Annotated in this window: 27 protein-coding genes and 1 pseudogene; 17 read left to right on the top strand and 11 right to left on the bottom strand. The window is 67.7% G+C overall.

The window, feature by feature from the left end:
* Window positions 1-36 precede the first annotated feature (36 nt).
* From lspA to murJ, 4 genes are all read right to left on the bottom strand, one after another.
* Window positions 37-543, bottom strand: coding sequence for a signal peptidase II (gene lspA / locus RT456_RS05555; RefSeq protein ID WP_313343608.1), 507 nt, complete (start codon window positions 541-543; stop codon window positions 37-39).
* On the bottom strand, window positions 543-3,374 hold the full coding sequence (gene ileS / locus RT456_RS05550; RefSeq protein ID WP_313343606.1) for an isoleucine--tRNA ligase: 2,832 nt from the start codon (window positions 3,372-3,374) through the stop codon (window positions 543-545). The genes lspA and ileS overlap by 1 nt, the downstream gene beginning before the upstream one ends.
* Window positions 3,371-4,318, bottom strand: a complete 948-nt coding sequence (locus RT456_RS05545) for a bifunctional riboflavin kinase/FAD synthetase (RefSeq protein WP_313343603.1) — start codon at window positions 4,316-4,318, stop codon at window positions 3,371-3,373. The genes ileS and RT456_RS05545 overlap by 4 nt, the downstream gene beginning before the upstream one ends.
* 141 nt (window positions 4,319-4,459) lie before the next feature.
* Window positions 4,460-6,064: a murein biosynthesis integral membrane protein MurJ gene (murJ, locus tag RT456_RS05540; RefSeq protein WP_313343601.1), complete on the bottom strand. Its 1,605-nt coding sequence runs from the start codon at window positions 6,062-6,064 to the stop codon at window positions 4,460-4,462.
* A 116-nt stretch (window positions 6,065-6,180) separates the two neighbouring features.
* On the opposite strand from murJ, the gene rpsT reads away from it, so the two are divergent.
* Window positions 6,181-6,450 carry a 30S ribosomal protein S20 gene (gene rpsT / locus RT456_RS05535; RefSeq protein ID WP_017354922.1) on the top strand — a complete coding sequence of 90 codons (270 nt, stop codon included), beginning with the start codon at window positions 6,181-6,183 and terminating at the stop codon, window positions 6,448-6,450.
* 232 nt (window positions 6,451-6,682) lie between these two features.
* Here rpsT and cgtA read toward each other — a convergent pair whose 3' ends face one another.
* The 3 genes from cgtA to rplU all read right to left on the bottom strand — a co-directional run bounded on the left by cgtA (window position 6,683) and on the right by rplU (window position 8,469).
* Window positions 6,683-7,732: an Obg family GTPase CgtA gene (cgtA, locus tag RT456_RS05530; RefSeq protein ID WP_313343598.1), complete on the bottom strand. Its 1,050-nt coding sequence runs from the start codon at window positions 7,730-7,732 to the stop codon at window positions 6,683-6,685.
* A 143-nt stretch (window positions 7,733-7,875) separates the two neighbouring features.
* A complete protein-coding gene (rpmA, locus tag RT456_RS05525) occupies window positions 7,876-8,136 on the bottom strand; it encodes a 50S ribosomal protein L27 (protein WP_019184517.1) in 261 nt (86 codons plus the stop codon).
* Between the two features lie 15 nt (window positions 8,137-8,151).
* Entirely contained in the window at window positions 8,152-8,469 is a 318-nt protein-coding gene (gene rplU, locus RT456_RS05520; protein ID WP_214900886.1) for a 50S ribosomal protein L21, read from the bottom strand.
* A 293-nt stretch (window positions 8,470-8,762) separates the two neighbouring features.
* On the opposite strand from rplU, the gene uvrA reads away from it, so the two are divergent.
* Both uvrA and RT456_RS05510 read left to right on the top strand, forming a co-directional pair.
* Window positions 8,763-11,762 carry an excinuclease ABC subunit UvrA gene (gene uvrA, locus RT456_RS05515; RefSeq protein ID WP_313343593.1) on the top strand — a complete coding sequence of 1,000 codons (3,000 nt, stop codon included), beginning with the start codon at window positions 8,763-8,765 and terminating at the stop codon, window positions 11,760-11,762.
* Window positions 11,762-12,169: a thioesterase family protein gene (locus RT456_RS05510; RefSeq protein WP_313343591.1), complete on the top strand. Its 408-nt coding sequence runs from the start codon at window positions 11,762-11,764 to the stop codon at window positions 12,167-12,169. The genes uvrA and RT456_RS05510 overlap by 1 nt, the downstream gene beginning before the upstream one ends.
* Before the next feature lie 77 nt (window positions 12,170-12,246).
* On the opposite strand, the gene RT456_RS05505 is transcribed toward RT456_RS05510, so the two are convergent.
* Entirely contained in the window at window positions 12,247-12,690 is a 444-nt protein-coding gene (locus RT456_RS05505; protein ID WP_313343588.1) for a copper chaperone PCu(A)C, read from the bottom strand.
* Between the two features lie 34 nt (window positions 12,691-12,724).
* Here RT456_RS05505 and RT456_RS05500 point away from each other — a divergent pair.
* The 4 genes and pseudogenes from RT456_RS05500 (at window position 12,725) to RT456_RS05485 (ending at window position 16,499) form a co-directional block, all read left to right on the top strand.
* A pseudogene (locus tag RT456_RS05500) lies at window positions 12,725-13,501 on the top strand (enoyl-CoA hydratase/isomerase family protein).
* 252 nt (window positions 13,502-13,753) lie between these two features.
* Window positions 13,754-14,662: an acyl-CoA thioesterase II gene (gene tesB / locus RT456_RS05495; RefSeq protein ID WP_313343585.1), complete on the top strand. Its 909-nt coding sequence runs from the start codon at window positions 13,754-13,756 to the stop codon at window positions 14,660-14,662.
* Window positions 14,663-14,668: 6 nt separating this feature from the next.
* Window positions 14,669-15,175, top strand: a complete 507-nt coding sequence (locus RT456_RS05490; protein WP_313343583.1) for a pathogenicity-like protein — start codon at window positions 14,669-14,671, stop codon at window positions 15,173-15,175.
* A 109-nt stretch (window positions 15,176-15,284) separates the two neighbouring features.
* Complete coding sequence (locus RT456_RS05485; RefSeq protein ID WP_313343580.1) at window positions 15,285-16,499, top strand: RNA polymerase sigma factor; 1,215 nt, start codon at window positions 15,285-15,287, stop codon at window positions 16,497-16,499.
* Between the two features lie 150 nt (window positions 16,500-16,649).
* Here RT456_RS05485 and RT456_RS05480 read toward each other — a convergent pair whose 3' ends face one another.
* Complete coding sequence (locus RT456_RS05480; RefSeq protein ID WP_313343578.1) at window positions 16,650-17,231, bottom strand: EF-hand domain-containing protein; 582 nt, start codon at window positions 17,229-17,231, stop codon at window positions 16,650-16,652.
* Window positions 17,232-17,387: 156 nt separating this feature from the next.
* Between RT456_RS05480 and RT456_RS05475 the strand changes: the two genes are divergently transcribed.
* A complete protein-coding gene (locus tag RT456_RS05475; protein WP_313343576.1) occupies window positions 17,388-18,143 on the top strand; it encodes an arginyltransferase in 756 nt (251 codons plus the stop codon).
* 37 nt (window positions 18,144-18,180) lie between these two features.
* Window positions 18,181-19,386, top strand: coding sequence for an endonuclease/exonuclease/phosphatase family protein (locus tag RT456_RS05470; RefSeq protein WP_313343574.1), 1,206 nt, complete (start codon window positions 18,181-18,183; stop codon window positions 19,384-19,386).
* A 150-nt stretch (window positions 19,387-19,536) separates the two neighbouring features.
* On the opposite strand, the gene purT is transcribed toward RT456_RS05470, so the two are convergent.
* Window positions 19,537-20,721 (bottom strand): formate-dependent phosphoribosylglycinamide formyltransferase, encoded by a 1,185-nt coding sequence (purT, locus tag RT456_RS05465; protein ID WP_313343572.1) that lies wholly within the window; start codon window positions 20,719-20,721, stop codon window positions 19,537-19,539.
* A 139-nt stretch (window positions 20,722-20,860) separates the two neighbouring features.
* On the opposite strand from purT, the gene RT456_RS05460 reads away from it, so the two are divergent.
* The 8 genes from RT456_RS05460 to RT456_RS05425 all read left to right on the top strand — a co-directional run bounded on the left by RT456_RS05460 (window position 20,861) and on the right by RT456_RS05425 (window position 25,958).
* Window positions 20,861-21,730 (top strand): SPFH domain-containing protein, encoded by an 870-nt coding sequence (locus RT456_RS05460; protein ID WP_313343570.1) that lies wholly within the window; start codon window positions 20,861-20,863, stop codon window positions 21,728-21,730.
* A 2-nt stretch (window positions 21,731-21,732) separates the two neighbouring features.
* The gene (locus RT456_RS05455) at window positions 21,733-21,912 is read left to right on the top strand and encodes an Arc family DNA binding domain-containing protein (protein WP_313343568.1); all 180 of its coding nucleotides are present in this window, start codon (window positions 21,733-21,735) and stop codon (window positions 21,910-21,912) included.
* The gene (locus RT456_RS05450; protein WP_313343565.1) at window positions 21,909-22,085 is read left to right on the top strand and encodes a DUF4177 domain-containing protein; all 177 of its coding nucleotides are present in this window, start codon (window positions 21,909-21,911) and stop codon (window positions 22,083-22,085) included. Before RT456_RS05455 ends, RT456_RS05450 begins: the two co-directional genes overlap by 4 nt.
* 1 nt (window position 22,086) lies before the next feature.
* Window positions 22,087-23,388: an alpha/beta fold hydrolase gene (locus RT456_RS05445; protein WP_313343563.1), complete on the top strand. Its 1,302-nt coding sequence runs from the start codon at window positions 22,087-22,089 to the stop codon at window positions 23,386-23,388.
* On the top strand, window positions 23,385-23,936 hold the full coding sequence (locus RT456_RS05440) for a PH domain-containing protein (RefSeq protein ID WP_313343561.1): 552 nt from the start codon (window positions 23,385-23,387) through the stop codon (window positions 23,934-23,936). The genes RT456_RS05445 and RT456_RS05440 overlap by 4 nt, the downstream gene beginning before the upstream one ends.
* A 9-nt stretch (window positions 23,937-23,945) precedes the next feature.
* Window positions 23,946-24,761 (top strand): D-alanyl-D-alanine carboxypeptidase family protein, encoded by an 816-nt coding sequence (locus RT456_RS05435; protein ID WP_313343559.1) that lies wholly within the window; start codon window positions 23,946-23,948, stop codon window positions 24,759-24,761.
* 81 nt (window positions 24,762-24,842) lie between these two features.
* The gene (locus RT456_RS05430) at window positions 24,843-25,361 is read left to right on the top strand and encodes a hypothetical protein (protein WP_313343556.1); all 519 of its coding nucleotides are present in this window, start codon (window positions 24,843-24,845) and stop codon (window positions 25,359-25,361) included.
* Window positions 25,362-25,421: 60 nt separating this feature from the next.
* Window positions 25,422-25,958, top strand: coding sequence for a hypothetical protein (locus tag RT456_RS05425; RefSeq protein ID WP_313343554.1), 537 nt, complete (start codon window positions 25,422-25,424; stop codon window positions 25,956-25,958).
* 42 nt (window positions 25,959-26,000) lie between these two features.
* Here the strand turns inward: RT456_RS05425 and RT456_RS05420 are convergent, their stop codons facing one another.
* Window positions 26,001-26,372: a DUF423 domain-containing protein gene (locus tag RT456_RS05420; RefSeq protein WP_313343551.1), complete on the bottom strand. Its 372-nt coding sequence runs from the start codon at window positions 26,370-26,372 to the stop codon at window positions 26,001-26,003.
* Window positions 26,373-26,465: the final 93 nt, after the last annotated feature.

The following is a 26,465-nucleotide window of genomic DNA, read 5'->3' as shown; positions in this document are numbered from 1 at the left end:
CGGCCGGAGCCGGTTGATACAGGGAACTGGAGGGAATTATCCCGCTTTTTTCTCGGACTTGCCTTCGAACAGGCCAAACACCGCAATACCCACCGCGCCGACCACGATCGCCGCATCGGCGATGTTGAAGGACGGCCAGTAGTGCTCACCCACGTACCACTGGATGAAATCCACCACGTGGCCATGCACCTGGCGGTCGATGACGTTGCCGATGGCCCCGCCGATCACCAGCGCGAAGGGCACCGCGCGGCGCCAGTTGGCGCGCGGGGTTTCCCACAGCCACTTGGCCATCAGGCCGCTGATGGCAACGGCCAGGGCGGTGAAGAACCACAGCTGCCAGCCACCGGCGTCGCTCAGGAAACTGAATGCCGCACCGGTGTTGTAGGTGCGGTACCAGTTCCAGAAGCCGTCGATGACCACCACCGGCTGGAACTCGGGCAGGCTGGACAGCACCCAGGCCTTGCTCCACTGGTCCAGCCCGATGACGGCCGCCGACAGCAGCAGCCACACCAGCGCGTTGGGACGCGGACGCGGGGCGGCCATCAGAACCACTTCCGGTCTTCGCCGGCACCGTCGACGTTGCTGGCGCAACGACCACACAGTTCCGGGTGGGCGGCCACGCTGCCGATATCGGCACGGTAGTGCCAGCAGCGCACGCACTTCTGCTTGGTGGTCGGCTGGGCGCTGACGAACACCTCGTCGGTGGTCGCCGGGCGCACGCTGACATCACCACTGATCAACAGGAAGCGCAGCTCATCGGCCAGCGGCTGCCAGCGCGCGGCGGTTTCGGCGTTGGCGGCCACGGTGATCTCCGCTTCCAGCGCCGCACCGATCGCGCCGTTGGCGCGCATCGGTTCCAGCACCTTGGCGACCTGCTCGCGCAGGGCCAGCAGCTGGTCGAAGTCGGCCGCGTTCAAGGCCGCATCCGCCGGCAGCGGCACCAGGCCGTCGTACCAGGTGGCGAACAGCACGTTGTCCTTGCGCGCGCCCGGCAGGTAGCCCCACAGCTCGTCGGCGGTGAAGGTCAGGATCGGCGCGATCCAGCGGGTGAACGCTTCGGCGATGTGGTACATCGCGCTCTGCGCCGAGCGACGGCCGCGCGAATCGGTCGGCATGGTGTACAGCCGGTCCTTGGTCACGTCCAGGTACAGCGAGCCGAGGTCCACGCTGCAGAAGTTCAGCAGCAGCTGCACGATCTCGGCCATGTTGTAGCCGGTGTAGGCCGCCTTGATCTTCTCCTGCACTTCCCAGGCGCGATGCACGATCCAGCGGTCCAGCGCGACCATGTCGGCCGGGGCCACCAGGTGCTGCGCCGGATCGAAACCGTCCAGGTTGCCGAGCAGGAAGCGCGCGGTGTTGCGCAGGCGCCGGTAGGCGTCTGCATTGCGCTTGAGGATTTCCTGCGACAGCGACATCTCGTTGCTGTAATCGGCCGAGGCGATCCACAGGCGCAGGATGTCCGCACCCAGGGTCTTCATGATGTCCTGCGGCTCGATGCCGTTGCCCAGCGACTTGGACATCTTGCGGCCCTTCTCGTCCACGGTGAAACCGTGGGTGAGGCACTGCTTGTAGGGCGCATGCGTGTCGATGGCCACGCCGGTCAGCAGCGAGGACTGGAACCAGCCGCGGTGCTGGTCCGAACCTTCCAGGTACAGGTCGGCTGGCTTGCCGAAGCCACGTGCCAGCAGCACGCCTTCATGGGTCACGCCCGAGTCGAACCAGACATCGAGGATGTCGGTGACCTTCTCGTAGTGCGGCGCTTCATCGCCGAGCAGTTCAGCCGCGTCGAGCGAGTACCACACGTCGATGCCGCCCACCTCTACGCGATCGGCCACCTGCTGCATCAGCTCGACGGTGCGCGGATGCGGCTCGCCGGTTTCGCGGTGGGTGAAGAAGGCAATCGGCACGCCCCAGGTGCGCTGGCGGCTGATGCACCAGTCCGGACGCCCGTCGACCATGGCGCCGATGCGCGCCTTGCCCCAGCTCGGGAACCAACCCACGCTGTCGATGGCGGCCATCGCATCGCGGCGCAGGTTGGCCTTGTCCATCGAGATGAACCACTGCGGGGTGGCGCGGAACACCACCGGCGTCTTGTGCCGCCAGCAGTGCGGGTAGCTGTGCACGATCTCGACGAAGGCGAGCAGCGCACCGGCGTCGCGCAGCACCTCCACGATGAGCGGTTGCGCCTTCCACAGGTGCACGCCGGCCAGCACCACCTCGCCTGCCGGCGGGGTCGAGGGCAGGTACACGCCGCGGCCGTCAACCGGATTGATCTGGGCGGCGGTGTAGTTGTCCATCAGCCCGTACTGCTGGCTGACCACGAAGTCTTCCTGGCCGTGGCCCGGGGCGGTGTGCACCGCACCGGTACCGTCTTCGTCGGAGACGTGGGCACCGTTGAGCAGCGGGATGTCACGCTGCGGGTAGAACGGGTGCGCCAGCAGCAGGTTCTCCAGTGCGGCACCGGCGGCATGGCCGTGGGCGACCACTTCTTCCACGCCATAGCGGCGCAGCGCGCGCTCGGCCAGGGTCGCGGCGATGACCAGCCAGCGGCGCTTGCCGGCATGGGCCGGGCCTTCAACGAGCGCGTACTGGATCTCCGCACCCAGCGACACCGCCAGCGAGGCCGGCAGCGTCCACGGGGTGGTGGTCCAGATCGGCACGGCGACCTCGACATCCGCCGGCAGGCTCACGCCGAAGCGGGCCGCCAGCTGCGCCGAATCGCGCGCGACATACGCCACGTCGATGGCCGGCGAGGTCTTGTCCTGGTATTCGATTTCCGCTTCGGCCAGTGCCGAGCCGCAGTCGAAGCACCAGTGCACCGGCTTGGCGCCGCGCACGATGTGGCCGTTGGCGAACACCTTGGACAGCGCGCGGATTTCGTTGGCCTCGAAATCGAAGCTCAGCGTCTTGTACGGGTTGTCCCAATCGCCGACCACGCCCAGGCGCTTGAAGTCGCGGCGCTGCAGTTCGATCTGCTCTTCGGCGTACTCGCGGCACTTCTGGCGGAATTCAACGGCGTCCAGCTTGGTGCCGACCTTGCCCCACTTCTTCTCGACCGCGATCTCGATCGGCAGGCCGTGGCAGTCCCAGCCGGGCACGTAGGGCGCATCGAAGCCGGCCAGGTAGCGCGACTTGACGATGATGTCCTTGAGGATCTTGTTGACCGCATGGCCCAGGTGGATCTGGCCGTTGGCATACGGGGGGCCGTCGTGCAGCACGAACAGCGGGCGACCCTGCGCGTTTTCGCGCAGGCGGGCGTACAGGCCCTCGTCTTCCCAGCGCGACAGAATGCCCGGCTCGCGCTTGGGCAGGTCGCCGCGCATCGGGAATTCGGTTGCCGGCAGATGAAGGGTGGCTTTGTAGTCCTGGCTCACGCAGTGGCTCGCAATCTGTGTTCGGAAAGGATGTGACGCGCCTGATCGGCGTCACGGTGCATCTGGTCGGTCAACGCCGCCAGATCATGGAACTTTTCTTCATCGCGCAGTTTGGCGACGAATTCAACCTGGATATGACGACCGTACAGGTCGCCCTGGAAATCGAACAGGTGGGCTTCCAGCAGCGGCTCCACGCCCTCCACCGTCGGCCGCGTGCCGAAGCTGGAGACCGAGGGCCACGGCTGGTCGAACACGCCGTGCACCCAGGTGGCATAGATGCCCGACAGCGCCGGCGTCTTGGGGAAGCGCAGGTTGGCGGTGGGGAAGCCGAGGGTACGGCCCAGCTGGCGGCCGCGCACCACCCTGCCCCCGATCGCATACGGGCGACCGAGCAGGTCATTGGCATGGGTGAAATCGCCGGCGCGCAGCAGCTGGCGGATGCGGGTGCTGGAAATGCGCTCGCCGTGCAGGTCGACCGGCTCGATCTCGCCGGCACTGAAGCCCAGCTCGGCGCCCATCGCCTGCAGCAGGGCCAGGTCGCCCCTGCGCCGGTTGCCGAAGCAGAACTCCGGCCCGATCCAGACCTCGCGCGCGCCCAGGCGGTGCACCAGCAACTGCTGCACGAAGTCCTCGGCCTGCATCGCGGCCATGCGCGCGTCGAAACGCAGCAGCCCGATCGCATCCACGCCCAGCTCGCCCAGCATCGCCACCTTGTCGCGGGCCAGGGTCAGCCGCGGCGGCGGCTCGCCCTGGGCGAAGTATTCGCGCGGCAGCGGCTCGAAGGCGACCGCCACGGCAGGCACGCCCAACGCGCGGGCACGCGCCACCGCATGCCGCACCAGCGCACGATGGCCCAGATGGAGGCCGTCGAATGCGCCGATGCAGACCACGCTTCCGTGCGGGAACAAGCGCCCGCCTTCGATGCTTCTGAACAACCTGGTCATCTGATCGGAATCCGGCCCACCCGGGCCCATCTGTTGCAATGCATGACCGGTAAGTATACCGGGGTGACAAGGCTCGCCGGGCGCCACGCAGGGCGTGGCGCTACCGGCATCGGTCCTAGATGGTGATGGCGGGCCCTTGGATCAATGCTCGCGCAGGTGGCGCGGGCGGAAGCCCATCGCCACCAGGGCCAGCAGGTAGGTCAGGCCGCCGCCGCCGACCAGCAGTGCCAGATTGCCGATGCGGTGCCACTTATCCATGTCGGTGAACGCCGACATCAGCTGCAGCAGGCCCAGCAGCACCGCCACCATGGCCACACAGGCCAACGCCAGACGCGTCGCGTAGCCGGCCCAGCCGGGCTTGGGCTGGTACACGCCGGTCTTGCCCAGCCAGTACCAGAGCAGGCCGAGATTCAGGTAACTGGACAGCGCGCTGGCGATGCCCAGGGCCAGGTGCAGGCCCGGCTGCTTGCCCAGCGCCACCCACACGCCCTGCGCCTTCAGCGCCTCGGGCACCATCACGTGGTACAGCACGGCCAGCAGCACGAAATTGAAGACCATGTTGGCCACCAGCGCGACCAGGCCGGCGCGTACCGGGGTGCGGGTGTCCTGGCGGGCGTAGAACGCCGGCAGCACCACCTTCAGCAGCGCGAACGCCGGCAGCGCCAGGCTCAGGCCGTACACCGACAACGCGGTCATGCGGGTATCGAAGGGGGTGAACTGGCCGTGCTGGAAGATCGTGGCGATCAGCGGCTCGGCCAGCAGCAGCAGGCCCAGCATGGCCGGCACGGCGATCAGCAGCGTGGTGCGCAGGCCCCAGTCCAGCGCGCTGGAGAACCCGGCCTTGTCGGTACTGACATGGTGACGGGCCAGCGCAGGCAGGATCACCGTGCCCAGCGCTACCCCGAACACGCCCAGCGGCAGTTCCAGGAAGCGGTCGGCCAGCGACAGCCAGGACTGCGAGCCGTCGGTCAGCTTCGCCGCGATCACGGTGTCCAGCAGCAGGTTGATCTGCGCCACCGACGAGCCGAACAGGGTGGGCACCATCAGGGTCAGCACCTTGCGCACGCCCGGATGGCTCCAGCCCCAGCGCGGCAGGGTCAGCAGGTTGATGCCCTTCAGCGAGGGCAGCTGGAACAGCAGCTGCAGCACGCCCGCCGCCAGCACCGCCCAGCCCAGGGCGAGGATCTGCTTCTCCGGCGTGCCGCCCAGCCGCGGCGCCAGCCACAGCGCGCCGGCGATCATGCACAGGTTGAGGATCACCGGGGTCAGCGCGGGCATCGCGAAGCGCTGGAAGCTGTTCAGTGCCCCACCCGCCAGGGCGGTGAGCGAGACGAACAGCAGGAACGGGAAGGTCAGCCGGAACAGGTCCACCAGCAGGCCGTGCTTGGCCGGGTCGGTGTCCACCCCGCTGGAGAACAGCGTGGCCAGCTGCGGGGCGAAGATCAGCGCCAGCGCGGTCACCAGCAGCAGCACCGCGCCGAGCGTGCCGGCCACCCGCGACATCAGCTCGCGCAGCTCTTCGTGCGAGCGGGTTTCCTTCACCTCCGTGAACACCGGCACGAAGGCGGTCGCGAACGAGCCCTCCGCGAACAGCCGGCGCAGGAAGTTGGGTACCCGGAAGGCGACCCAGAAGGCGTCGGTCACCGCATTGGTACCGAACGTGGTGGTAACGGCCAGGTCGCGAACCAGCCCCAGCACCCGCGAAATCATGGTCATGCTGCTGAAAGACAGCAGCCCGCGCAACATCCTTGGTGAACTCACCCGTGTTCCCTCTTGACAATTGACTTGACGTACATTTTTCGAGCCATCATACTTTCCAGCTTGCTGTTCCCATTACATCGATTTTTCAGGAAACCACCACTGTGGCCAATATCAAGTCCGCCAAGAAGCGCGCCAAGCAGACCGTCGTGCGCAACGCGCGCAATACGGCTCAGCGTTCGATGCTGCGCACCGCTGTCAAGAAGGTGATCAAGGCTCTGGATGCCAATGACGCCGCCGGCGCCGAGGCAGCATTTGCCGTCGCCCAGCCGATCCTCGACCGTTTCAGCTCGCGCGGTCTGATCCACAAGAACAAGGCTGCCCGTCACAAGAGCCGCCTGACCGCCCGCATCAAGGCCCTCAAGGCCGCCTGATACGGCGCAACGCCGCGCATTGCGCGGCGTGCGGTAAAAGAACCCGGCCCTGGCCGGGTTTTTTGCGTTGGCGCACCAAACGCGGAAAACACCCCGCGTAGAGCCACGCCCTGCGTGGCTGGATGCGTGCGACCCAGGACCCTGTGCCGGCGACAGCCACGCAGGGCGTGGCGCTACGACAGAACGGAAAAACCCGGCCGGAGCCGGGTTCTTCAGACGCGAGCGCAGGCGCTCAGTACGCATCGCGCGCTTGCGCCTCGTCTTCCTTCTGGCGGTCGAAGAACGCCATGATGTTGGTCATGATCGGCCAGGTGCCTTCACGGCCCAGCGCCGAGACCAGGTACCACGGCTGGGTCCAGCCCAGCTCGGCGATGATCTTCTCGGCCGCGGCCTTGGCCTCGTCCTCGAACATCAGGTCGGCCTTGTTCAGCACCAGCCAGCGCGGCTTGTCCAGCAGTTCCGGATCATGCTTGGCCAGCTCGCGCTCGATCGCCCGGACCTGCTCGATCGGCGAGATTTCCACACCGCCCTCCATGGGGGAGATGTCCACCAGGTGCAGCAGCAGGCGGGTGCGCTGCAGGTGGCGCAGGAACTGCGCGCCCAGGCCGGCACCGTCGGCAGCACCCTCGATCAGGCCGGGAATGTCGGCGATCACGAAGCTGCGGTAGTTCTCCACGCGCACCACGCCCAGATTGGGGTAGAGGGTGGTGAACGGGTAATCGGCCACCTTGGGGGTGGCAGCGGAGACGGCGCGGATCAGGGTGCTCTTGCCGGCGTTGGGGAAGCCCAGCAGGCCGACGTCGGCCAGCAGCTTCAGCTCCAGCTTCAGCAGGCGCTCCTCGCCCTCCTCGCCCGGCAGCGACTGGCGCGGCGAGCGGTTGGTGGAGCTCTTGAAGTGCATGTTGCCCAGGCCGCCCTTGCCGCCCTTGGCCACCAGCAGGGTGTCGCCGTGCTGGGTCAGGTCGCCGATCACTTCGTCGGTGGCCACGTTCATGATCACGGTGCCGATCGGCACGGTGATGAACAGGTCTTCGCCGCCCTTGCCGTAGGCCTGGCGGCCCATGCCGTTTTCACCGCGCTGCGCCTTGAAGATGCGCTCGTGGCGGAAATCGACCAGCGTATTGAGGTTTTCGTCGGCGCGGATGTACACGCTGCCGCCATTGCCGCCGTCGCCGCCGTCCGGGCCGCCCAGCGGAATGAACTTCTCGCGACGGAAACCGACGCAGCCGTTACCGCCATTGCCAGCGGTGACCTGGATTTCTGCTTCGTCTACAAGTTTCATGATTCTGGATGCCAACTGGAGGCGGTGGGCAACGGATGCACCCGACCGCAGAGTCTAACGTGAAAAACAAAAACCCCGCCGAAGCGGGGCTTTCGTCAGCGGCCCCACGCCTGGGCGGGGGCGACGCCTGCATGCCGCGAAGCTCAGGCTTCGGCGACGACGCTGACGGTACGACGCTTCTTCGGGCCCTTCACCGAGAACTCCACCTTGCCGTCGACGAGCGCGAACAGGGTGTGGTCACGGCCGAGGCCAACGCCGGTACCCGGGTGGAACTGGGTGCCGCGCTGACGCACGATGATGTTGCCGGCATCGATGGCCTGGCCACCGAAGATCTTGACGCCGAGGTACTTCGGGTTGGAGTCGCGACCGTTGCGCGATGAGCCTACGCCCTTCTTATGTGCCATGACTGCTTCTCCTTATTACTTGCTGCCACCGGCAATGCCGGTGATCTCGATTTCGGTGTAGTACTGACGGTGACCCTGGCGCTTCATGTGGTGCTTGCGGCGACGGAACTTGATGATCCGGACCTTGTCGGCACGACCCTGCGACACGACCTTGGCAGTGACCGAAGCGCCGCTCAGCGCGTCGCCCAGCTTGATGCCGTCGCTGTCACCCAGCATCAGGATTTCTTCGAACTTGATCTCGTTGCCGACTTCGACTTCGAGCTTTTCAACGCGGAGCGTTTCGCCCTGCGCCACGCGGTATTGCTTACCGCCGGTTACCAGTACTGCGTACATGACCAGACTTCCTCTGTAGTTATTGTGGTCTATGGACTGCTGCCGTCGAGGGCAGACAGAAGCGGGATTTTAATGACTCACCCCAGCCCGGGTCAACCCACCCTCCGCCTTGGGGCGCAATAGGCTGAACCCCGTTCAGGTAAGCGACCCGCCGGTCTCAGGGGATGAGACACGGGACTGGCAATGTCGCCGATTGCCCCCAAATCCCAAGCTCGGTAGGCTGACCGATTGCCGTCTCCGCTTGCCCCACCCGCTTGCCGACCCCCGGGTCGAAGCCCCACAACGGATCCCCCATGGCGATGGATTTCATCCGCATCCGCGGCGCGCGGACGCACAACCTCAAGAACATCGATCTCGACCTGCCCCGCGACAAGCTCATTGTCATCACCGGCCTGTCCGGCTCGGGCAAGTCCTCGCTGGCCTTCGACACCATCTATGCCGAAGGCCAGCGCCGTTACGTGGAGTCGCTGTCGGCCTATGCCCGCCAGTTCCTGAGCGTGATGGAAAAGCCGGACCTGGACCACATCGAGGGCCTGTCCCCGGCGATCTCGATCGAGCAGAAGTCGACCTCGCACAACCCGCGTTCGACCGTGGGCACCATCACCGAGATCTACGACTACCTGCGCCTGCTGTACGCCCGCGTCGGCAGCCCGCGCTGCCCGGACCACGGCTACCCGCTGGAAGCGCAGACCGTGAGCCAGATGGTCGACCATGTGCTCACCCTGGACCCGGAGCAGCGCTACATGCTGCTGGCCCCGGTGATCCGCGAGCGCAAGGGCGAGCACGCCCAGGTGTTCGACCAGCTGCGCGCGCAGGGTTTCGTGCGCGTGCGGGTGGACGGCGCCCTGCATGAAATCGACGCGGTGCCGCCCCTGGCGCTGCGCCAGAAGCACACCATTGAAGCGGTGATCGACCGCTTCCGTCCGCGCGAGGACATCAAGCAGCGCCTGGCCGAAAGCTTCGAAACCGCGCTGAAGCTGGGCGACGGCATGGTCTCGGTGCAGTCGCTGGACGTCGCGGACGCGCCTGCGCATCTGTTCTCGTCCAAGTACAGCTGCCCGGTCTGCGACTACTCGCTGCCGGAGCTGGAACCGCGCCTGTTCTCGTTCAACTCGCCGGTCGGCGCCTGCCCGGGCTGCGACGGGCTGGGCATGGCCGAGTTCTTCGATCCCAGCCGCGTGGTGGTGCACCCGGAGCTGTCGCTGTCGGCCGGTGCCGTGCGCGGCTGGGACCGCCGCAATGCCTATTATTTCCAGCTGATCGCCTCGCTGGCCAAGCACTACAAGTTCGACGTGGATGCGCCGTGGCAGAGCCTGTCCGACAGCGTGCGCCAGGCAGTGCTGTTTGGCAGCGGCGATGAGACCATCACCTTCACCTACTTCACCGAGGCCGGTGGGCGCACCCAGCGCAAGCACCGCTTCGAGGGCATCATTCCCAACCTCGAGCGCCGCTACAAGGAAACCGAATCGGCGGCGGTGCGCGAAGAGCTGGCCAAGTACATCAGTGAGCGCAACTGCCCCGAGTGCCAGGGCCAGCGCCTGAACCGCGCCGCACGCAACGTGTTCGTGGCCGACCGTGCGCTGCCGGAGCTGGTGGTGCTGCCGATCGACGAGGCGCTGAAGTTCTTCAGCGGCATGAGCCTGCCCGGCTGGCGCGGCGAGATCGCCGGCAAGATCGTCAAGGAGATCGGCGAACGCCTGGGCTTCCTGGTCGACGTGGGCCTGGATTACCTCACCCTGGAGCGCAAGGCCGACACCCTGTCCGGTGGCGAGGCACAGCGCATCCGCCTGGCCAGCCAGATCGGCGCCGGCCTGGTGGGCGTGATGTACGTGCTCGACGAGCCGTCCATCGGCCTGCACCAGCGCGACAACGAGCGCCTGCTCGGCACCCTCACCCGCCTGCGCGACCTGGGCAACACGGTGATCGTGGTCGAGCATGACGAAGATGCCATCCGCCTGGCCGACTACGTGCTGGATATCGGCCCGGGCGCGGGCGTGCACGGCGGCGAGATCGTCGGCCAGGGCACCCTGCAGGACATCCTGGATGCACCGCGCTCGCTGACCGGCCAGTACCTGTCGGGCAAGCGCGCCATCGAGATTCCCGCGCGCCGGCACACGCCCAACCCGAAGATGACGCTGCACCTGCGCGGCGCCAGCGGCAACAACCTCAAAGGCGTGGACCTGGACATTCCGTCGGGCCTGCTGACCTGCATCACCGGCGTGTCCGGCTCGGGCAAGTCGACGCTGATCAACGACACCCTGTTCTCGCTGGCCGCCAACGAGATCAACGGCTCCTCGCACCCCGTCGCCCCGTACAAGGAGGTCGAAGGGCTGGACCTGTTCGACAAGGTGGTGGACATCGACCAGTCGCCCATCGGCCGCACCCCGCGCTCGAACCCGGCCACCTACACCGGTCTGTTCACGCCGCTGCGCGAACTGTACGCACAGGTGCCCGAGGCGCGTGCGCGTGGTTATTCGCCGGGCCGTTTCAGCTTCAACGTGCGCGGCGGTCGCTGCGAAGCGTGCCAGGGCGATGGCCTGATCAAGGTGGAGATGCACTTCCTGCCGGACGTGTACGTGCCCTGCGATGTCTGCCACGGCAAGCGCTACAACCGCGAAACGCTGGAGATCCTGTACAAGGGCTACAACATCAACGACGTGCTGCAGATGACCGTCGAAGATGCATTGAAGCTGTTCGAACCGGTGCCGGGCATCGCGCGCAAGCTGGAAACGCTGGTCGACGTGGGCCTGAGCTACATCAAGCTGGGCCAGAGCGCGACCACCCTGTCCGGCGGTGAAGCGCAGCGCGTGAAGCTGTCCAAGGAACTGTCGCGCCGCGATACCGGGCGCACGCTCTACATCCTGGACGAGCCAACCACCGGCCTGCACTTCCACGACATCGAAGCACTGCTCGGCGTACTGCACAAGCTGCGCGACGAAGGCAACACGGTGGTGGTGATCGAGCACAACCTGGACGTCATCAAGACCGCCGACTGGATCGTCGATCTCGGTCCGGAAGGCGGCCATCGCGGTGGCACCATCCTGGTGACGGGCACGCCGGAAGACGTGGCGGCCTGCCCGACCTCGTACACCGGCCAGTTCCTGGCCAAGATGCTGCCCTCGGTCAGCGCCCGTCCGGAGCGCCCGGCCGCGGTGGCCAACAAGCCCGACGTGCGTCCGCCGCGCAAGGCCAAGCCGGAAAAACCGGCGAAGAAGGCCGCTGCGGCCAAGACCACCGGCAAGGCCAGCAAAACCAGCAAGACCAGCACTGCCAAGAAGAAGAAGGACGCCTGATGACCACCGAACACAAGATCCTCGCCCGCGTGCCCATCAGCGTGCGCTGGCGCGACATGGACAGCATGGGCCACGTCAACAACGCCAAGTACATTTCCTACCTGGAAGAGGCGCGCGTGCGCTGGATGCTGGGCGTGGAAGGCGTTTCGATGACCGACCGCATCGCACCGGTGGTGGCCGCCACCAACGTCAATTACCGCCTGCCGATCGTGTGGCCCAACGACATCGTGGTGGAGCTGTTCGTCGAGCGGCTGGGCAACAGCAGCGTGACCATCGGCCACCGCATCGTGGACGAGAAGAACGACAGCACGCTGTATTCGGACGGCAATGTGGTGGTGGTCTGGATGGACACCCATACCGGCAGGAGCGCGCCGTTGCCGGAGGCGATCCGCAACGCATCGAGCTGACCCGCTACCGCTGTTGCATCGAAGAACAGGCCGCCCATGGGCGGCCTGTTTCGTTTCGGGTCATGCCCTGCCTCGCTTCAGCGCGCGGCCTCACGCACCTGCAGCATGCCTTCGACCTTGCGCCCATCGGCCAGGCTCAGCCGCAACGGCAACACCATGCCTGCCGTGAGCGTGTCCACCGACTGCATCAGCATCAGGTGCAGCCCGCCGGGCTTGAGCTCGACCGTGGCGCCTGCCGCAATCGGCAGCCGCTCCACCGCACGCATGCGGCTTACCCCATCGACCCGCGTGGATTCGTGCAGCGATACATCGTCAAACGCCCGGCTGTCCGCTGCCACCACGGTCACCGCCACCTTGCAGCCATTGCGGATCGTTGCGTAGCCGGCGGCCATGGACGCCGACGGCGGCGGCAGCCGTACCCAACCCTGCTCCACCACCACACAGGACGGCTCGGCCGCTCCGGCGGATGCTGCGCCGGCACACAGCATCAACAATACGCCAACGAATGGTTTGGTTATCATCGTCTCAGTTCCCTGCCCGCAACGAGATCGCAGCATGACGACCCTTATCGAGGTGATCAACCATGGCCCCATCCGCGAGCTGCGGCTGGCCCGCCCGCCGGTCAATGCGCTGGACACCGAGCTGTGTCGTCACCTGATCCACGACATCAACCAGGCCATGTCCGATGACGTACACGGCCTGGTGCTGTCCGGCAGCGAGCGAATCTTCAGCGCCGGCATGGACGTGCCCCATCTGCTCAGCCACGGCGAGGACCGGCACAAGCTGCTGGACAGCTAGGCCTTCTTCGGCGCGGTGCGCACCTTGGCCGAAAGCCGCGTGCCGGTGGTGGCGGCACTGACCGGGCATGCCCCGGCCGGTGGCTGCGTGCTGGCGCTGTGCTGCGATTACCGGATCCTGGCGCGCAGCCCGGACCCGAGCCAGCCGACCGTGATCGGGCTGAACGAAGTGCAGGTCGGGCTGGTGGCACCGGAGGGCATCCAGCGCCTGATGCGCCGCGTGGTCGGGCACCATCGCGCCTCGCAGCTGCTGGTCGGCGGTGAGATGGTCGCGGCCGAACGCGCCCTGGAGATCGGTCTGGTGGACGAACTGGCCGCGCCGGCCGACGTGGTGCCGCGTGCGGTGGCCTGGCTGGGCCGCCTGCTGAAGCTGCCGCGCCAGCCGATGCTGCTCACCCGCGCCATCGCGCGCGAAGACCTGCACGAAGCGCTGCACGCCGACCTGATCCGGCTCGATCGCTTCGTCGAGGCCTGGTATGCGCCGGACGCCCAGCAGGCGTTGCACACGCTCGTGGCGCGGCTGGGGAAGGGCTGACCCGCGAAGCCGGACACCTGGCCGGCTCCACCTGCGCGTGGACATGCCGTAGTGCCGGCCGCTGGCCGGCTCCACGCACGCGCGGACATCCCCGTAGTGCCGGCCGCTGGCCGGCTCCACCTGCGCGTGGACATACCCGTAGTGCCGGCCGCTGGCCGGCTCCACGTGCGCTTGGACATGCCCAGGAACCGGCCAGCGGCCGGCACTACCGGAGCCGTATAATCGGCGCCAGTCCAACCCAGGTTGCCGCCTTTGTCCGCCACGCAAGAACCCGTCGTTTCCGAGCTGATCGACCTGCTCACGCTCGAGCGCCTGGAAGACAACCTGTTCCGTGGCCAGAGCCGCGACATCGGCACCAAATACGTGTTTGGCGGCCAGGTGCTGGGCCAGGCGCTGTCTGCGGCGCAGGCCACGGTCGACAACGGCCGGCACGTGCATTCGCTGCACGCCTATTTCCTGCGCGCAGGCAACATCGACCACCCCATCGTCTACGACGTGGACCGCACCCGCGATGGCGGCAGCTTCTCCGTACGCCGGGTCACCGCGATCCAGCACGGCAAGGTGATCTTCTTCTGCGCGGCCTCGTTCCAGCAGGCCGAGACCGGCGCCGAGCACCAGCACAAGATGCCGGAAGTGCCGCAGCCGGAAGACATCGAAGCAAACCGCCCGTTGCCGCAGGAAGTGCTTGAGCGCCTCCCCATCAAGGTGCAGCGCTGGCTCTCGCGCGGTGGCCCGTTCGAGTTCCGCCACGTGTACCCGCGCGACGAGCTTCACCCACCCAAGCGCCCGCCGTACCACCAGGTGTGGCTGCGCCTGAACGAAACCGTCGGCGACGCACCCGAGCTGCACCAGGCGCTGCTGGCCTATGCCTCGGACTTCCATCTGCTCGGCACCGCCACCTTCCCGCACGGCATCAGCTACTACCAGCCGCACGTGCAGATGGCCTCGCTGGACCACGCCATCTGGTTCCACCGCCCGTTCCGCGCCGACGACTGGCTGCTGTACTCGCTGGACAGCCCCAGCGCGCAGGATTCGCGCGGCCTGGCCCGTGGCCAGTTCTTCACCCGCAACGGCATACTCGTTGCCAGCACCGCGCAGGAAGGTCTGATCCGCGTGGTGGATGACAGTGCCGCGGCCGCCGCCGTACCGGCCAAGGAATAATTCGATATGCGTCAGATCTTCAGCAGCCAGCGTGTGGAAACCGTCGAAGGCGTGGCCAGGTTGCTCCGCGACGCCGGCATCGACGTGCGCATCACCAACGGGCGTTCGTACCACAGCAAGCGCGGCAGCCAGTTCAGTTATCTGGACACCAGCAAGGCCACCACCCACCCCACCCTGTGGGTGGTGCATGCCGACGACCAGCCGCGTGCGCGCGAAATCCTGCGCGATGCGCGCCTGCTGGAAACCACCCGCCGCGACCACCCCACCGCCGAATTCGCGTTCCGCGACCAGGTGGCCGACGTGGCCCCCCGCCGCAACTGGGCCTGGCGCATCCGCATCGGCCTGCTGCTGGTCATCGCCGCCGTGGCGATGGTGGTGGTGATGCGCCACCGCAGCGCCCCGACGGCTGTGCCGGTACAGACGCAACAGGCACAACCCCAGGCCCCGGCAGCCGAACCGGCGCCAGAAGAAGAAGTACGCGTCCGTATCACGCCCCCGACCAACCAACCGTAAAACGAGAAGCAGCCACGCAGGGCGTGGCTCTACGGTTCCATGCAGATTCGGCCGGTCACATTTCCCCTGCCCCGGCGTCATGATGTCATCACCGCCAGGGACCGACGCCATGACCCCGCACCCGCTGACCGACACGCTCGACCGTGAACTGCCCGCCGCTGCCGGCGGCTGCCAGCAGTCCTACGGCCGTATCGTGCTGGCGTGCCAGAACACCGTCACCGCCATCGCGCTGGCCATCACCCGCGACGTGCAGGCCAGCGAGGACATCGCGCAGGAAGCCTTCATCAAGGCCTGGCAGCAGCTCAACCAGCTGCACAACCCGGCCAGCTTCCTGCCGTGGCTGCGCCAGATCACCCGCAACCTGGCCCGCGACTGGCTGCGCGCCAACCGCGGCCGGCCGCTGTCCGGTGACGCCGCCGATATCGCCATCAGCATGGCCGCCGACCCCGGCCCCAGCGCACCGGAGTACCTGCAGCGCGCGGAGGAGGAACTGGCCGCGGAAGAGATCATCTCGGCCCTGCCCGAAGACAGCCGCGAGACCCTGCTGCTGTACTACCGCGAAGGCCAGAGCTCGCAACAGGTAGCCAACCTGCTCGGCCTGAGCGATGCCGCCGTGCGCAAGCGCCTGTCGCGGGCGCGCGCCAGCGTGCGTGAGGAGATGCTGCGCCGCTTCGGCGACTTCGCACGCGGCACGGCACCGGGCGCCGCGTTCGCCACGGCCGTGGTGTCGATGGTGATGGTGGCGGCACCGGGCACGGCCAGCGCCGCCATCCTGCTCGGCACCAGCGTCGGCGTGGGCGGCAGCAAGATCGGCCTGGGTGGCGCCAGTCTGTCCGGCGGCGCGGCGATGGGCTCCCTCGGCGCAGCCGCCAGCCAGAGTCACCTGATCGGCCCGGAGTTCAGCTGGGGCATCGCCATCGGCGCAATGGCCGGTGGCGTCATCGGCAGCTACCTCGGCGGCCGCTACCTGCTCTGCTATACCGAAACACCGGGCGAGCGCGCCGCGGTGCATCGTTTCGTGCACTACAGCACGTTCACCGCCATGCTGGTCTGCATGACCGTGCTCGCGCTGACGGTGCTGCAGGCCCCGCTGTACGGGTCACTGATCGCCATGGTGCTTGGCACCGGCGTGGTCAACTACCAGTGCCTGGTGCCCCTGCAGCGGATCATGGCCCCGATGATCGCGCGCGATGCCGCACGCAGGGGCCGCAGCGGGCCGAGTTGGGTGTACCAGTCGATGTACGGAAGGCCGGCACTGCTGGTGACCAATCTGCTGATCGCCGGCATTGTGCTGGCCATGGCCCATCAGCGCGGGATGTTCTGAGCGAAAAAGAGCGCCGGTCGATGACCGGCGCCCCAGGTTGTGTATCCAGATCATGAGGCCTGAGCGGAGAGCAGCCGATCACAGCCGACTAACAGTCGGCTCTACGTCGGCTCTACGTCGGCTCTACGTCGGCTCTCCGTCGGCTCTACCTCAGCGCGCCTTCGGCGGCATCGGCGGCTTGTCACCACCATGCCCACCACGCGGACCGCCGAATGGGCCCTTTGCCGCATCGAACTCGGCCTTGCTGATCTGGCCGTCCTTGTTGGTGTCGGCGGCGGCGAACCAGGCGTCACGATGCTGCTTCATGCCCAGCTCGCGGTCGGCCTTGTCCAGGTAGCCGTCCTTGTTGACGTCCATCTGGTCGAAACGGGCGGCCAGGCGCGGATCGGCCTTCGCCTCGTCGCGGCTGATCCGGCCATCCTTGTTCGCGTCCAGCTTTTCCAGCCGCTCATGCGCGCCGCCCGGGCCACGCCCGTGACGCTTGCCCTGCCAGCGCGGCAGTTCTTCGCGGGAGAGCTTGCCGTCCTTGTTGGCATCCAGGCTGTCGAACTTCTCCGCCAGGCGCGGCGCCTTGGCAGCTTCGGCACGATCGACGACGCCGTCGCCGTTGGTATCCAGCGTCGCGCGGGCCGGCTTGTCGGGCGTGGCCGGCGCATCGGCGGCGACCGCCAGGCCGGCAGCGCCGGTGGTCATCAGCAGGGCCAGCAGCAGAAGGGGTTTGCGGTTGCGCATGGGTCACTCCGGTTCTGTAGGGGAATCTTCGTGCGGTGCGTTGGCACCCACGGGAGAGAAAACGCACCCGCGGCGAGCGGGTTGACCGGGCACCCGGCCGCGTTCATCGGGCAGACAGTCGCGGCGGCTGCGACGCCCCGGCGCTATGCTGTGGTCATGGCGATCCACACCGACCGCGACGACGAGCTGCGACTGTTCCAGACCGGCGACCACCCCTGTGGTTACTGGCCGGAACGGGCCGCGCGCGACCTGGTGCTGGATCCGAACGATCCGCGCCTGGGCACGCTGTACCCGATGGCACTGAGCTGGGGCTTCCGCCGCTCCGGCGACCTGGTCTACCGCCCGCATTGCGCCAACTGCCACGCCTGCGTGTCGGTGCGCGTGCCGGTGGCGCGCTTCGCCCCCGACCGCAGCCAGCGCCGCTGCCTGGCCCGCAACGACGACCTGGAAGTGCGCATCGTCGCCGCCGAGCAGACCGACGAGCAGTTCGCGCTCTACCACCGCTACCTCACCCATCGCCACGCGAAGGGCGGCATGGACGAGCACGGCCCGCACGAGTTCGACCAGTTCCTGATCGGGCAGTGGTCGCAGGGCCGCTTCCTGGAAATCCGCGGGCCGTCGCAGGACGGCCACCGCGGTGACCTGCTCGCGGTGGCGGTCACGGACGTCACCACCCAAGGCCTGTCGGCGGTCTACACCTTCTTCGACCCCGAGCACGCCCATCGCGGCCTGGGCACCTTCGCGATCCTGCAGCAGATCGCCTGGGCCCGGCGCGAGCAGTTGCCGCACCTGTACCTGGGCTACTGGATCCGCGATCACCGCAAGATGGACTACAAGCGCCGCTTCCGCCCGCTGGAGGCTTACGACGGCCGCCGCTGGCATGAATTCGACGATGCCCGGGACGGGCTCTGACCCGCCACTGCAATGCGCTCCAGTGCAGAATAGCGGGATGAACGCCCATCCCCTGATCCTTGCCCTGGCCCTGCTCTGCGGCGCCTGTGCCCAGTCCCCGACCAAGACCACCGCCATGCCGGATACCGCCTCCGCGCCGCTGCGGATCGCCACCTACAACACCTCGCTGTACAGCGACGAGACCGGCGGCCTGATCGCCGAGCTGGAAGGCGACAGCGCGCACGCGCGCAAGATCGCCGCCGTGCTGCAGCAGGTCCGCCCGGACCTGGTGCTGCTCAACGAATTCGACTACGACGACGCGCATCGCGCCGCCGACCTGTTCCAGCAGCGTTACCTGGAAACGGCCCAGCCGGGTGGCGGCGAGCCGCTGCATTTCGCCTACCGCTACCTGGCGCCGGTCAACACCGGTGTGCAGAGCGGGCTGGACCTGGACAACAACGGCCAGATCGGCGGCGATGGCCGCAACCGTGGCAACGACGCCTGGGGTTACGGCCTGCACCCCGGCCAGTACGGCATGCTGGTGCTGTCGCGCTATCCGATCGATGACGCCCAGGTCCGCAGCTTCCAACTGCTGAAGTGGAGTGCGATGCCCGGCGCGCTGCGCCCGATCGACCCGCGCACCGGCACGTCGTTCTACAACGACCACGTCTGGTCGCAGCTGCGCCTGTCGTCCAAGTCGCACTGGGACGTGCCGGTGAAGACCCCGAACGGCGTGGTGCATGCCCTGGTCTCGCACCCGACTCCGCCGGTGTTCGACGGCCCGGAAAAGCGCAACGCCGCGCGCAACCACGACGAACTGCGGCTGTGGCGGGACTACCTGTCGGGCGGCGACACGCCGTGGCTGTGCGATGACCGCGGCCAGTGCGGCGGTCTGGCGCAGGATGCACGCTTCGTGATCCTGGGCGACCTCAACAACGACCCGGTGGACGGCGATGGCCGCCATGACGGGATCGTCGAGCTGATCGAGAACCCGCGCGTGCTGCGCTACCCGACCCCGCGCAGCGTGGGCGGTGAGCAGACCAGCCTGGCGTACGCCGAAAAGGGCATCGTCCGGCGCGGCGCGCCGTTCCATGCCACCGGCGATTTCGGCCCGAAGTCGGGCACGATGCGCCTGGACTACGTGTTGCCGTCGGTGGGCTTCAGCTACATCGGCAGCGGGGTGTTCTGGCCGGCCAACGACAGTCCGGAAGCGAAGATCGCCGACGGCAGCGACCACCATCTGGTGTGGGTGGACGTACAGTAGTGCCGGCCGCTGGCCGGCTCCTGGCGAACCCTGCATCGCCGCAATGCCGGCCGCTGGCCGGCTCCTGGCGAACCCTACATCGCCGTAGTGCCGGCCGCTGGCCGGCTCCTCGCGAACCCTGCATCGTGCGGAGCCGGCCAGCGGCCGGCACTACCGCAGTTCCACCTTGATCGCTTCGGCCGCTTCGCGCGCGATCTTCCGCGCCTGATCGACGTCCTCACCCCGCGCCAGGGTCACACCCACGCGCCGGTGGCCGTGCACGCTGGGCTTGCCGAACAGGCGCAGCGCCGTATCCGGATGCACCAGCGCGGCCTCGACGTTGCTGAAACACGGTACGCCCTCGCCGTGCGCGAGCATGGCGCAGGAAGCCGACGGGCCGCTCTGCCGGATCAGCGGAATCGGCAGGCCAAGGATGGCGCGCGCGTGCAGCGCGAACTCGCTCAGCTCCTGCGAGGCCAGTGTCACCAGGCCCGTGTCGTGCGGGCGTGGCGATACCTCGCTGAACCACACCTCGTCGCCCTTCACGAACAGTTCCACCCCGAACAGCCCCCAGCCGCCCAGGTCGTCGGTGATCGCCTGCGAGATCTCCTCGGCACGCGCCAGCGCGGCCGTGGACATCGGCTGCGGCTGCCAGCTCTCGCGGTAATCGCCGTCCTTCTGCCAATGACCGATCGGTGCGCAGAACGAGGTGCCGCCGGCGTGGCGCACGGTCAGCAGCGTGATCTCGTAATCGAAGTCGATGAATCCTTCCACGATGCAGCGGCCGGCACCCGCGCGGCCGCCGGTCTGCGCGTATTCCCAGGCCGGCGCGATGTCGGCGTCGCTGCGCAGGGTGCTCTGGCCCTTGCCCGAGGACGACATCACCGGCTTGACCACGCACGGCAGGCCGATCGCCGCCACGGCGGCGCGGTACTCGGCCTCGGTGTCCACGAACCGGTACGGCGAGGTCGGCAGCCCCAGCGTCTCGGCCGCCAGGCGACGGATGCCCTCGCGGTCCATGGTCAGGCGCGCCGCACGCGCGGTCGGGACCACCCGCTGGCCGGTTTCCTGCTCCAGCTGGACCAGCGTCTCGGTGTGGATCGCCTCGATCTCCGGCACGATCAGGTGCGGCTTTTCCGCCGCGATCAGCGCGCGCAGCGCCATCGCGTCGAGCATGTCGATCACGTGCGAGCGGTGCGCTACCTGCATGGCCGGGGCGTCGGCATAGCGATCGGCGGCGATCACTTCCACCCCCAGGCGCTGCAGCTCGATGGCGACCTCCTTGCCCAGTTCGCCAGAGCCCAGCAGCAGGACGCGGGTGGCAGAGGGGGACAGCGGCGTACCGAGCGTGATCATGGCCATTTTCCGGGATGTTGAGCGGGGGGAAGCATTGTAGAGCCACCCCATGGGTGGCTGCGCAGGGCCGCAGCACTTGCGGTAGTGATATCAATTTGATATCACTTATTCAAACCTACCCCGCCAAGGATGCCCCCCCATGAAAGAAAAGCTCGTCCGCTCGCTCTCCGGCCTGCCCTTCCTGCTGGGCGTGCTTGCCCTGCTGGCCGTGGCGGTATGGATGTTCATCATCGGCGTGGAGCGCGGCAACGTCGTGCCAGGGCTGCTGTTCGGCAGCGCGGCGCTGGCCATCGTGGCCTCGCTCAGCCTGACCGGCCTGTACACCGTGCAGCCCAACCAGTCGGTGGTGCTGAGCCTGTTCGGCAAGTACGTGGGCACCGTGAAGGACAACGGCCTGCGCTGGAACAACCCGTTCTTCAGCAAGAAGAAGGTCAGCCAGCGCGTGCGCAACTTCGAGAGCGGCAAGCTCAAGGTCAACGAACTGGACGGCAGCCCCATCGAGATCGCCGCGGTGATCGTGTGGCAGGTGGTCGACGCATCCGAGGCGGTCTACAACGTGGACGACTACGAGAGCTTCGTGCACATCCAGTCCGAATCGGCGCTGCGCGCGATGGCCACCAGCTACCCGTACGACCAGCATGAGGACGGCCAGCTCTCGCTGCGCAGCCACGCCGCCGAGATTTCCCAGCATCTCAAGGATGAGCTGGCCGAGCGCCTGGCCGACGCCGGCGTGCAGGTCATCGATGCACGCATCAGCCACCTGGCCTATGCACCGGAAATCGCCCAGGCGATGCTGCAGCGCCAGCAGGCCAACGCGGTGATCGCCGCACGCACGCGCATCGTGGCCGGCGCGGTGGGCATGGTCGAAATGGCGCTGCTCGAACTGCAGAAGAACGGCGTGGTGCAGCTGGATGAGGAGCGCAAGGCGCAGATGGTGGGCAACCTGCTCACCGTGCTGTGCTCGGACCGTGGCACCCAGCCGATCGTCAACGCCGGTTCGTTGTACTGAGCATGAGCGACAAGAAAGCCTACCCGCTGCGAATCAATGCCGATGTGCTGGCAGCGGCGCAACGCTGGGCCGACGACGAACTGCGCAGCCTCAACGCGCAGATCGAATATGTGCTGCGCGATGCATTGCGCAAGGCGGGACGCCTTCCCAAGCCCGCACCCACCCCGGAGAGCAAGGAATGAGCAAGCGCTGGAGCTATCTGACCGTCGAAGTGAAGCCCTCATGGACCGGATTGAAGCCGGAGGAAATACAGGCTGAGCTCAACCGCCACGGCCAGCTCGGCTGGGAACTGGTGAACGCGCTGGTACCAACGCCCATGGGCGTGGCCCTGCTGGTCTTCAAGAAGGAGCTCTGAGATGGCCGCCCTGGTCAGGCATCTGATTGCGCTGCTGCTCGTGTCGATGGCATTGGCCGCCGGCGCCGCGACGGCAACTCCCGAACAGACCGCCAGCCAACTGCTGGACCGGCTGGAAGCGGGCGATATGGCCGCCGCAGAGGCGATGTTCACGCCCGACATGGCCAAGGCCGCGCCCGCCGCTTCGCTGCAGGCGTTGTGGCAATCGCTGGGTGCCCTGCGCAGCCGTGGGCCGGCGCGGGTGGTGGAGCAGCAGGGCATGCAGGTGGTGCAACAGCCACTGCAGTTCGCCAACGGCGCCATCAACGCCACCATCGCCGTGGATGCGCAGGGGCGCGTTGCCGGCCTGTTCCTGCAACCGGCGGCTGCGGCACCCGCGCCGCCTCCGCCGCCACCGGCCGCGGCCAGCTACGCCGAACGCGAACTGCAGATCGTCGCCGGCAAGGGGCCGCTGCCGGCCACGCTGGCGCTGCCCAACGGCGCCGGCCCGTTCCGCGCGGTGGTGCTGGTGCACGGCTCCGGGCCGCAGGACCGCAACGAGACCATCGGCGCCAACCGGCCGTTCCTGGACGTCGCCCGCGGCCTGGCCGCGCAGGGCATCGCGGTACTGCGCTATGAAAAGCGGACGCGTGCGCGGCCGCAGGACTTCAGTGGCGACTTCAGCATGGACGATGAGACCACCGATGACGCGGTGGCCGCCGTCGCCGTGCTGGCCAACACGCCCGGCATCGATCCGCGCCACATCTACGTGATGGGGCACAGCCAGGGCGGCATGCTCGCGCCGCGCATCGCCGCGCGTTCGGGCAAGGTCGCCGGGCTGGTGCTGTGGTCGGCACCGGCGCGTTCGCTGCTGACCCTGCTGCCGGAACAGAACCGCTACCTCTTCAGCCAGGATGGCAGCATCAGTACCGACGAACAGGCCGCGCTCGACCGCCTGGACGCACAGATCGCCGCCGCGCGCGGCACGGCGCCGGTGGCCGCGAAGGATCTGCCGCTGGGCCAGCCGGCCAGCTACTGGCGCGCGTTCGACGCGGTGGACCCGGTAGCCGATGCCAAGGCATTCAAGCGCCCGATCCTGCTACTGCAGGGTGGGCGTGACTTCCAGGTGGTCGAGGCGGACTGGAAGCGATGGCAGCAGGGGCTGCCGAAGGGTCCACGCACGCGCGTCCAGTTCTACCCGGCACTCAATCATCTCGGCATCGCCGGCGAAGGCGCCGGCTCGCTGCAGGAATACAGCGTGCCCGGCACCGTATCGACGGCGTTGATCGGCGACGTGGCCGCCTGGATCAAGGAGCAGGCATGAGCCGGGCACCCACTCCACCGTTGGCATTTTCCGTTGCCCCCGCCCCGATCTGGCGCCTGCTGTGGCTCTGGGTGCCGATGGCAGGTGCCATGGCGGTCGTCACCGTCACCACGCTGCAGTCCAGCCAGCGCAGCCCGCTGGAGCTCGGCTACACCCTGCCCTTCGTGCTGCTGGTCACCGGCGTACTGACCTGGGCCTTCTTCCGCCGCCGCATCTTCCTCGAGGGGGACGACCTGGTGGTCGTGTCCACCTTCTACCGGCGTCGCGTTCCTGTGGCGTCGCTGCAACTGGACAAGGCACGGATTGTCGATCTGGCCGAACACCATGAATTCAAACCCAGCCACAAGATCAATGGCTATGCCATGCCCGGCTTCCAGTCGGGCCATTACCGCCTCGGCGGACGCAAGGCGTTCTGCCTGATCACCGACGCCAGCCGCGTGCTGTACCTGCCGCTGCGCGACGACAGCGTGCTGCTGCTCAGCCCCGAACAGCCGCGCGCCCTGCTGGAGGCCCTGCAGGCGCTGGCCGTGCCTGCCCGCGCGCACTAAGCTGGTCCCATGCGCCGATCCCCTGCCCTGCTGATCAACACCGCCGACATCGAACTGTGGCCCGGCGGCCTGTTGCGCGCGCGAGGCAATGCCGACGCGCGTGCGCTGGCGAAGGCGCGCTGGGTGCTGCGCCGCAAGCGCGATGGCCGCTACCTGGCCGCCGCCACCGCGCAGGGACTGCTGCCGCTGGTGCCGCGGCTGATGCGCGAACCCGGCATCGAAGCGGCGCTGGACATGCTCGACCTGGCCCTGCACGGCACCCAGCGCGCGCATGCGGCCGATGCGCTGCTGCCGCTGAGCGGCCTGCAGCAGCGCCTGCAGCAACTGGGTATCGATGCCGACCGCTACGAACGCGAAACCGGCTTGGCGCTGGAGGCCGAACCGGCGCGGTTGGCGCTGGCCGGCGTCGACCGTTATCGGCGGCCGTTGTGGCTGCTGCAGGGTGCCGCGCGAGCGTGGCAGCGGATGCACGCCCATGCAGCGCGCGACGGCATCGTGCTGGAGGCCATCTCCGGCTACCGCAGCCACGACTACCAGCTGGGCATCTTCGACCGCAAACGCGCGCGTGGGCTCGACGTGGCCGACATCCTGCAGGTCAACGCCGCACCGGGCTACAGCGAACACCACAGCGGCCGTGCGCTGGATATCAGCTGCCCCGGCGAACCGCCGGCCGAAGAGAGCTTCGAGACGACCCCGGCCTTCGCATGGCTGGTCCAGCATGCTGGCGCGCATGGTTTCCGGTTGAGCTACCCGCGCGACAACCCACACGGCATCGTCTACGAACCCTGGCACTGGTGCTGGCAGCAAACCGGGGCCGACGCGTAACGCAGCCACGCAAGGCGTGGCTCTACCCAATTCATACATCTGCCGTTAAGCTTCGCGGATCATTAAAGGGGACGCCGCGTCATGGAAGACAACAGCCCGTATCAGGCCAGTTCGGTGGCACCTGTCGCGCCGCCATCCGGCCGACTCGACTGGCGCGATGAGGCGCCCCGCGAGATCACCAGCCCCATCAAACACATGGCGATCCTGCTGGCCGTCGCCGGCGTACTGGCGCTGATCGCCAGTGTCGTGCCGTTCTTCGGCAGCCGGTCGCTCGAACCGATGTTGATGGCGCTTGCCTTGGGCCTGACCTCGATCTATCTGCTGCTGGCCTACGGGGTCTACAAGCGCAGCCGCGTCGTGGCCAGCGTGGTACTGGCGTTCTGGTGCCTGTCGGCATTGGGCACGCTGCTGAAGATCGTCGGTGGACAAGGCGGGCTGACGGGCATTGGCTTCACCGTGATCTTCGGCTTTGTCAGCATCCGCGGCACGCTCGCCACCTTCCGCTATCACCGCCACCTGGCCAACGTCCGGATCCGCCCGGCGCGCACGCGCCTGAGCGACGACCCCGCGTTTGCGCCCAAGATCGACACCGCGCTGTAGAGCGACGCCATGCGTCGCTGACGCAGACCGGTACCGCTACCCCAGCAAGGAATCCGCCGCATGCACACGGACAGTCCCTACCAAGCCAGCCAGGTCGTGGTCGCACCCGACCACGAGCAGTTGCGCGCCAACCAGCTTCCGCACGCAATCGGTGGACCGGTCAAACACCTGTGGGTGCTCGCCCGCGTGCTCTGCGCGTTGGCCCTGCTGGCCAGCATCGCTGCGGTGGCCACGCAGTGGGGCAACTTCCGTGATGGCACCCTGTCGCTGCTGATGCTGCTGCTATCGGCAGGCGGGATACTGGTCGACGCTGTGGTGTTTGCGGGGCTTTCGTGGGGCATACGACGCTACAGCCGGGCGGCGGCGTGCGCGATGCTGGGCTACTACCTGCTGGGCCAGTTGCTGTTCGTGTTCCAGAACCAGTCCTTCGTCCTGGTCCGGCTGGCGATCGTGATCGTGGTATCGCTGATCTGCGTCCGCGGCATCCGTGCCACGTTCGCCTACCACCGGCACGCGGCGGCCGAGAAAGGTCGTCCGCCGCGCGCACGACTCAGCGACGACCCGGCCTTCGCACCGAAGATCGACACCGCGCCGTAGAGCGACGCCATGCGTCGCTGACCCGCACCGGCACCGCCCCGCTCAACGCCGCAGCGCGTTGAGTCCGTACGCCACCCAGCCCAGCATGAGGGCGGTGCCGCCCACCGGGGCCAGCCCCGTGCTCACCTGCCACAGCGCACCGGCAACCAGGCTGCCGGAGAACAGCAGCGTGCCCAGCAGCAGGACGTAGAGCGCCAGCTTGCCCACGCTGTTCTGCTGGGTCGGGCCCAGGACCGCCAGCGCCACGCCGTGGCCGAAGGCGAACAGCGCCGCCGTGTTCACGTGCGACTGCGCCAGCGGCTCGGCAATACCATGCGACGCATAGGCCGACAGGCCAACCGCGGTGGCAGCCAGCAGGCCGCCAAGGCAGGCCAGCAGGGAGGGTTTACGCGCACGTCGTTCCAGGTTGAGCATGCCTGCATCCTTCTGGGTGGGCCCCCGGCCAGGAGCCAAAAAAAAACGCGCCGCAGGGAGCGGCGCGTTTTCTGTTCTACGTTACATCCGGGC

The sequence above is a fragment of the Stenotrophomonas sp. genome (assembly GCF_032099025.1).
Lineage (GTDB): Bacteria > Pseudomonadota > Gammaproteobacteria > Xanthomonadales > Xanthomonadaceae > Stenotrophomonas.
The sequence above is the reverse complement of the archived record's forward strand: the minus strand, read 5'-3'. Positions and strand labels throughout refer to the sequence as shown.

What these genes read in the sequence shown, in the direction of transcription:
- rplU (WP_214900886.1), bottom strand. Translation starts at nt 8,469, where the DNA reads ATGTACGCAGTACTGGTAACCGGCGGTAAGCAATACCGCGTGGCGCAG.
- RT456_RS05470 (WP_313343574.1), top strand. Translation starts at nt 18,181, where the DNA reads ATGAACGCCCATCCCCTGATCCTTGCCCTGGCCCTGCTCTGCGGCGCC.
- RT456_RS05450 (WP_313343565.1), top strand. Translation starts at nt 21,909, where the DNA reads ATGAGCAAGCGCTGGAGCTATCTGACCGTCGAAGTGAAGCCCTCATGG.
- RT456_RS05455 (WP_313343568.1), top strand. Translation starts at nt 21,733, where the DNA reads ATGAGCGACAAGAAAGCCTACCCGCTGCGAATCAATGCCGATGTGCTG.
- cgtA (WP_313343598.1), bottom strand. Translation starts at nt 7,732, where the DNA reads ATGAAACTTGTAGACGAAGCAGAAATCCAGGTCACCGCTGGCAATGGC.
- murJ (WP_313343601.1), bottom strand. Translation starts at nt 6,064, where the DNA reads ATGTTGCGCGGGCTGCTGTCTTTCAGCAGCATGACCATGATTTCGCGG.
- purT (WP_313343572.1), bottom strand. Translation starts at nt 20,721, where the DNA reads ATGATCACGCTCGGTACGCCGCTGTCCCCCTCTGCCACCCGCGTCCTG.
- rpmA (WP_019184517.1), bottom strand. Translation starts at nt 8,136, where the DNA reads ATGGCACATAAGAAGGGCGTAGGCTCATCGCGCAACGGTCGCGACTCC.
- RT456_RS05480 (WP_313343578.1), bottom strand. Translation starts at nt 17,231, where the DNA reads ATGCGCAACCGCAAACCCCTTCTGCTGCTGGCCCTGCTGATGACCACC.
- RT456_RS05545 (WP_313343603.1), bottom strand. Translation starts at nt 4,318, where the DNA reads ATGACCAGGTTGTTCAGAAGCATCGAAGGCGGGCGCTTGTTCCCGCAC.
- RT456_RS05440 (WP_313343561.1), top strand. Translation starts at nt 23,385, where the DNA reads ATGAGCCGGGCACCCACTCCACCGTTGGCATTTTCCGTTGCCCCCGCC.
- lspA (WP_313343608.1), bottom strand. Translation starts at nt 543, where the DNA reads ATGGCCGCCCCGCGTCCGCGTCCCAACGCGCTGGTGTGGCTGCTGCTG.
- RT456_RS05490 (WP_313343583.1), top strand. Translation starts at nt 14,669, where the DNA reads ATGCGTCAGATCTTCAGCAGCCAGCGTGTGGAAACCGTCGAAGGCGTG.
- RT456_RS05445 (WP_313343563.1), top strand. Translation starts at nt 22,087, where the DNA reads ATGGCCGCCCTGGTCAGGCATCTGATTGCGCTGCTGCTCGTGTCGATG.
- uvrA (WP_313343593.1), top strand. Translation starts at nt 8,763, where the DNA reads ATGGCGATGGATTTCATCCGCATCCGCGGCGCGCGGACGCACAACCTC.
- RT456_RS05420 (WP_313343551.1), bottom strand. Translation starts at nt 26,372, where the DNA reads ATGCTCAACCTGGAACGACGTGCGCGTAAACCCTCCCTGCTGGCCTGC.
- RT456_RS05435 (WP_313343559.1), top strand. Translation starts at nt 23,946, where the DNA reads ATGCGCCGATCCCCTGCCCTGCTGATCAACACCGCCGACATCGAACTG.
- RT456_RS05430 (WP_313343556.1), top strand. Translation starts at nt 24,843, where the DNA reads ATGGAAGACAACAGCCCGTATCAGGCCAGTTCGGTGGCACCTGTCGCG.
- RT456_RS05485 (WP_313343580.1), top strand. Translation starts at nt 15,285, where the DNA reads ATGACCCCGCACCCGCTGACCGACACGCTCGACCGTGAACTGCCCGCC.
- RT456_RS05505 (WP_313343588.1), bottom strand. Translation starts at nt 12,690, where the DNA reads ATGATAACCAAACCATTCGTTGGCGTATTGTTGATGCTGTGTGCCGGC.
- RT456_RS05425 (WP_313343554.1), top strand. Translation starts at nt 25,422, where the DNA reads ATGCACACGGACAGTCCCTACCAAGCCAGCCAGGTCGTGGTCGCACCC.
- RT456_RS05460 (WP_313343570.1), top strand. Translation starts at nt 20,861, where the DNA reads ATGAAAGAAAAGCTCGTCCGCTCGCTCTCCGGCCTGCCCTTCCTGCTG.
- RT456_RS05510 (WP_313343591.1), top strand. Translation starts at nt 11,762, where the DNA reads ATGACCACCGAACACAAGATCCTCGCCCGCGTGCCCATCAGCGTGCGC.
- RT456_RS05475 (WP_313343576.1), top strand. Translation starts at nt 17,388, where the DNA reads ATGGCGATCCACACCGACCGCGACGACGAGCTGCGACTGTTCCAGACC.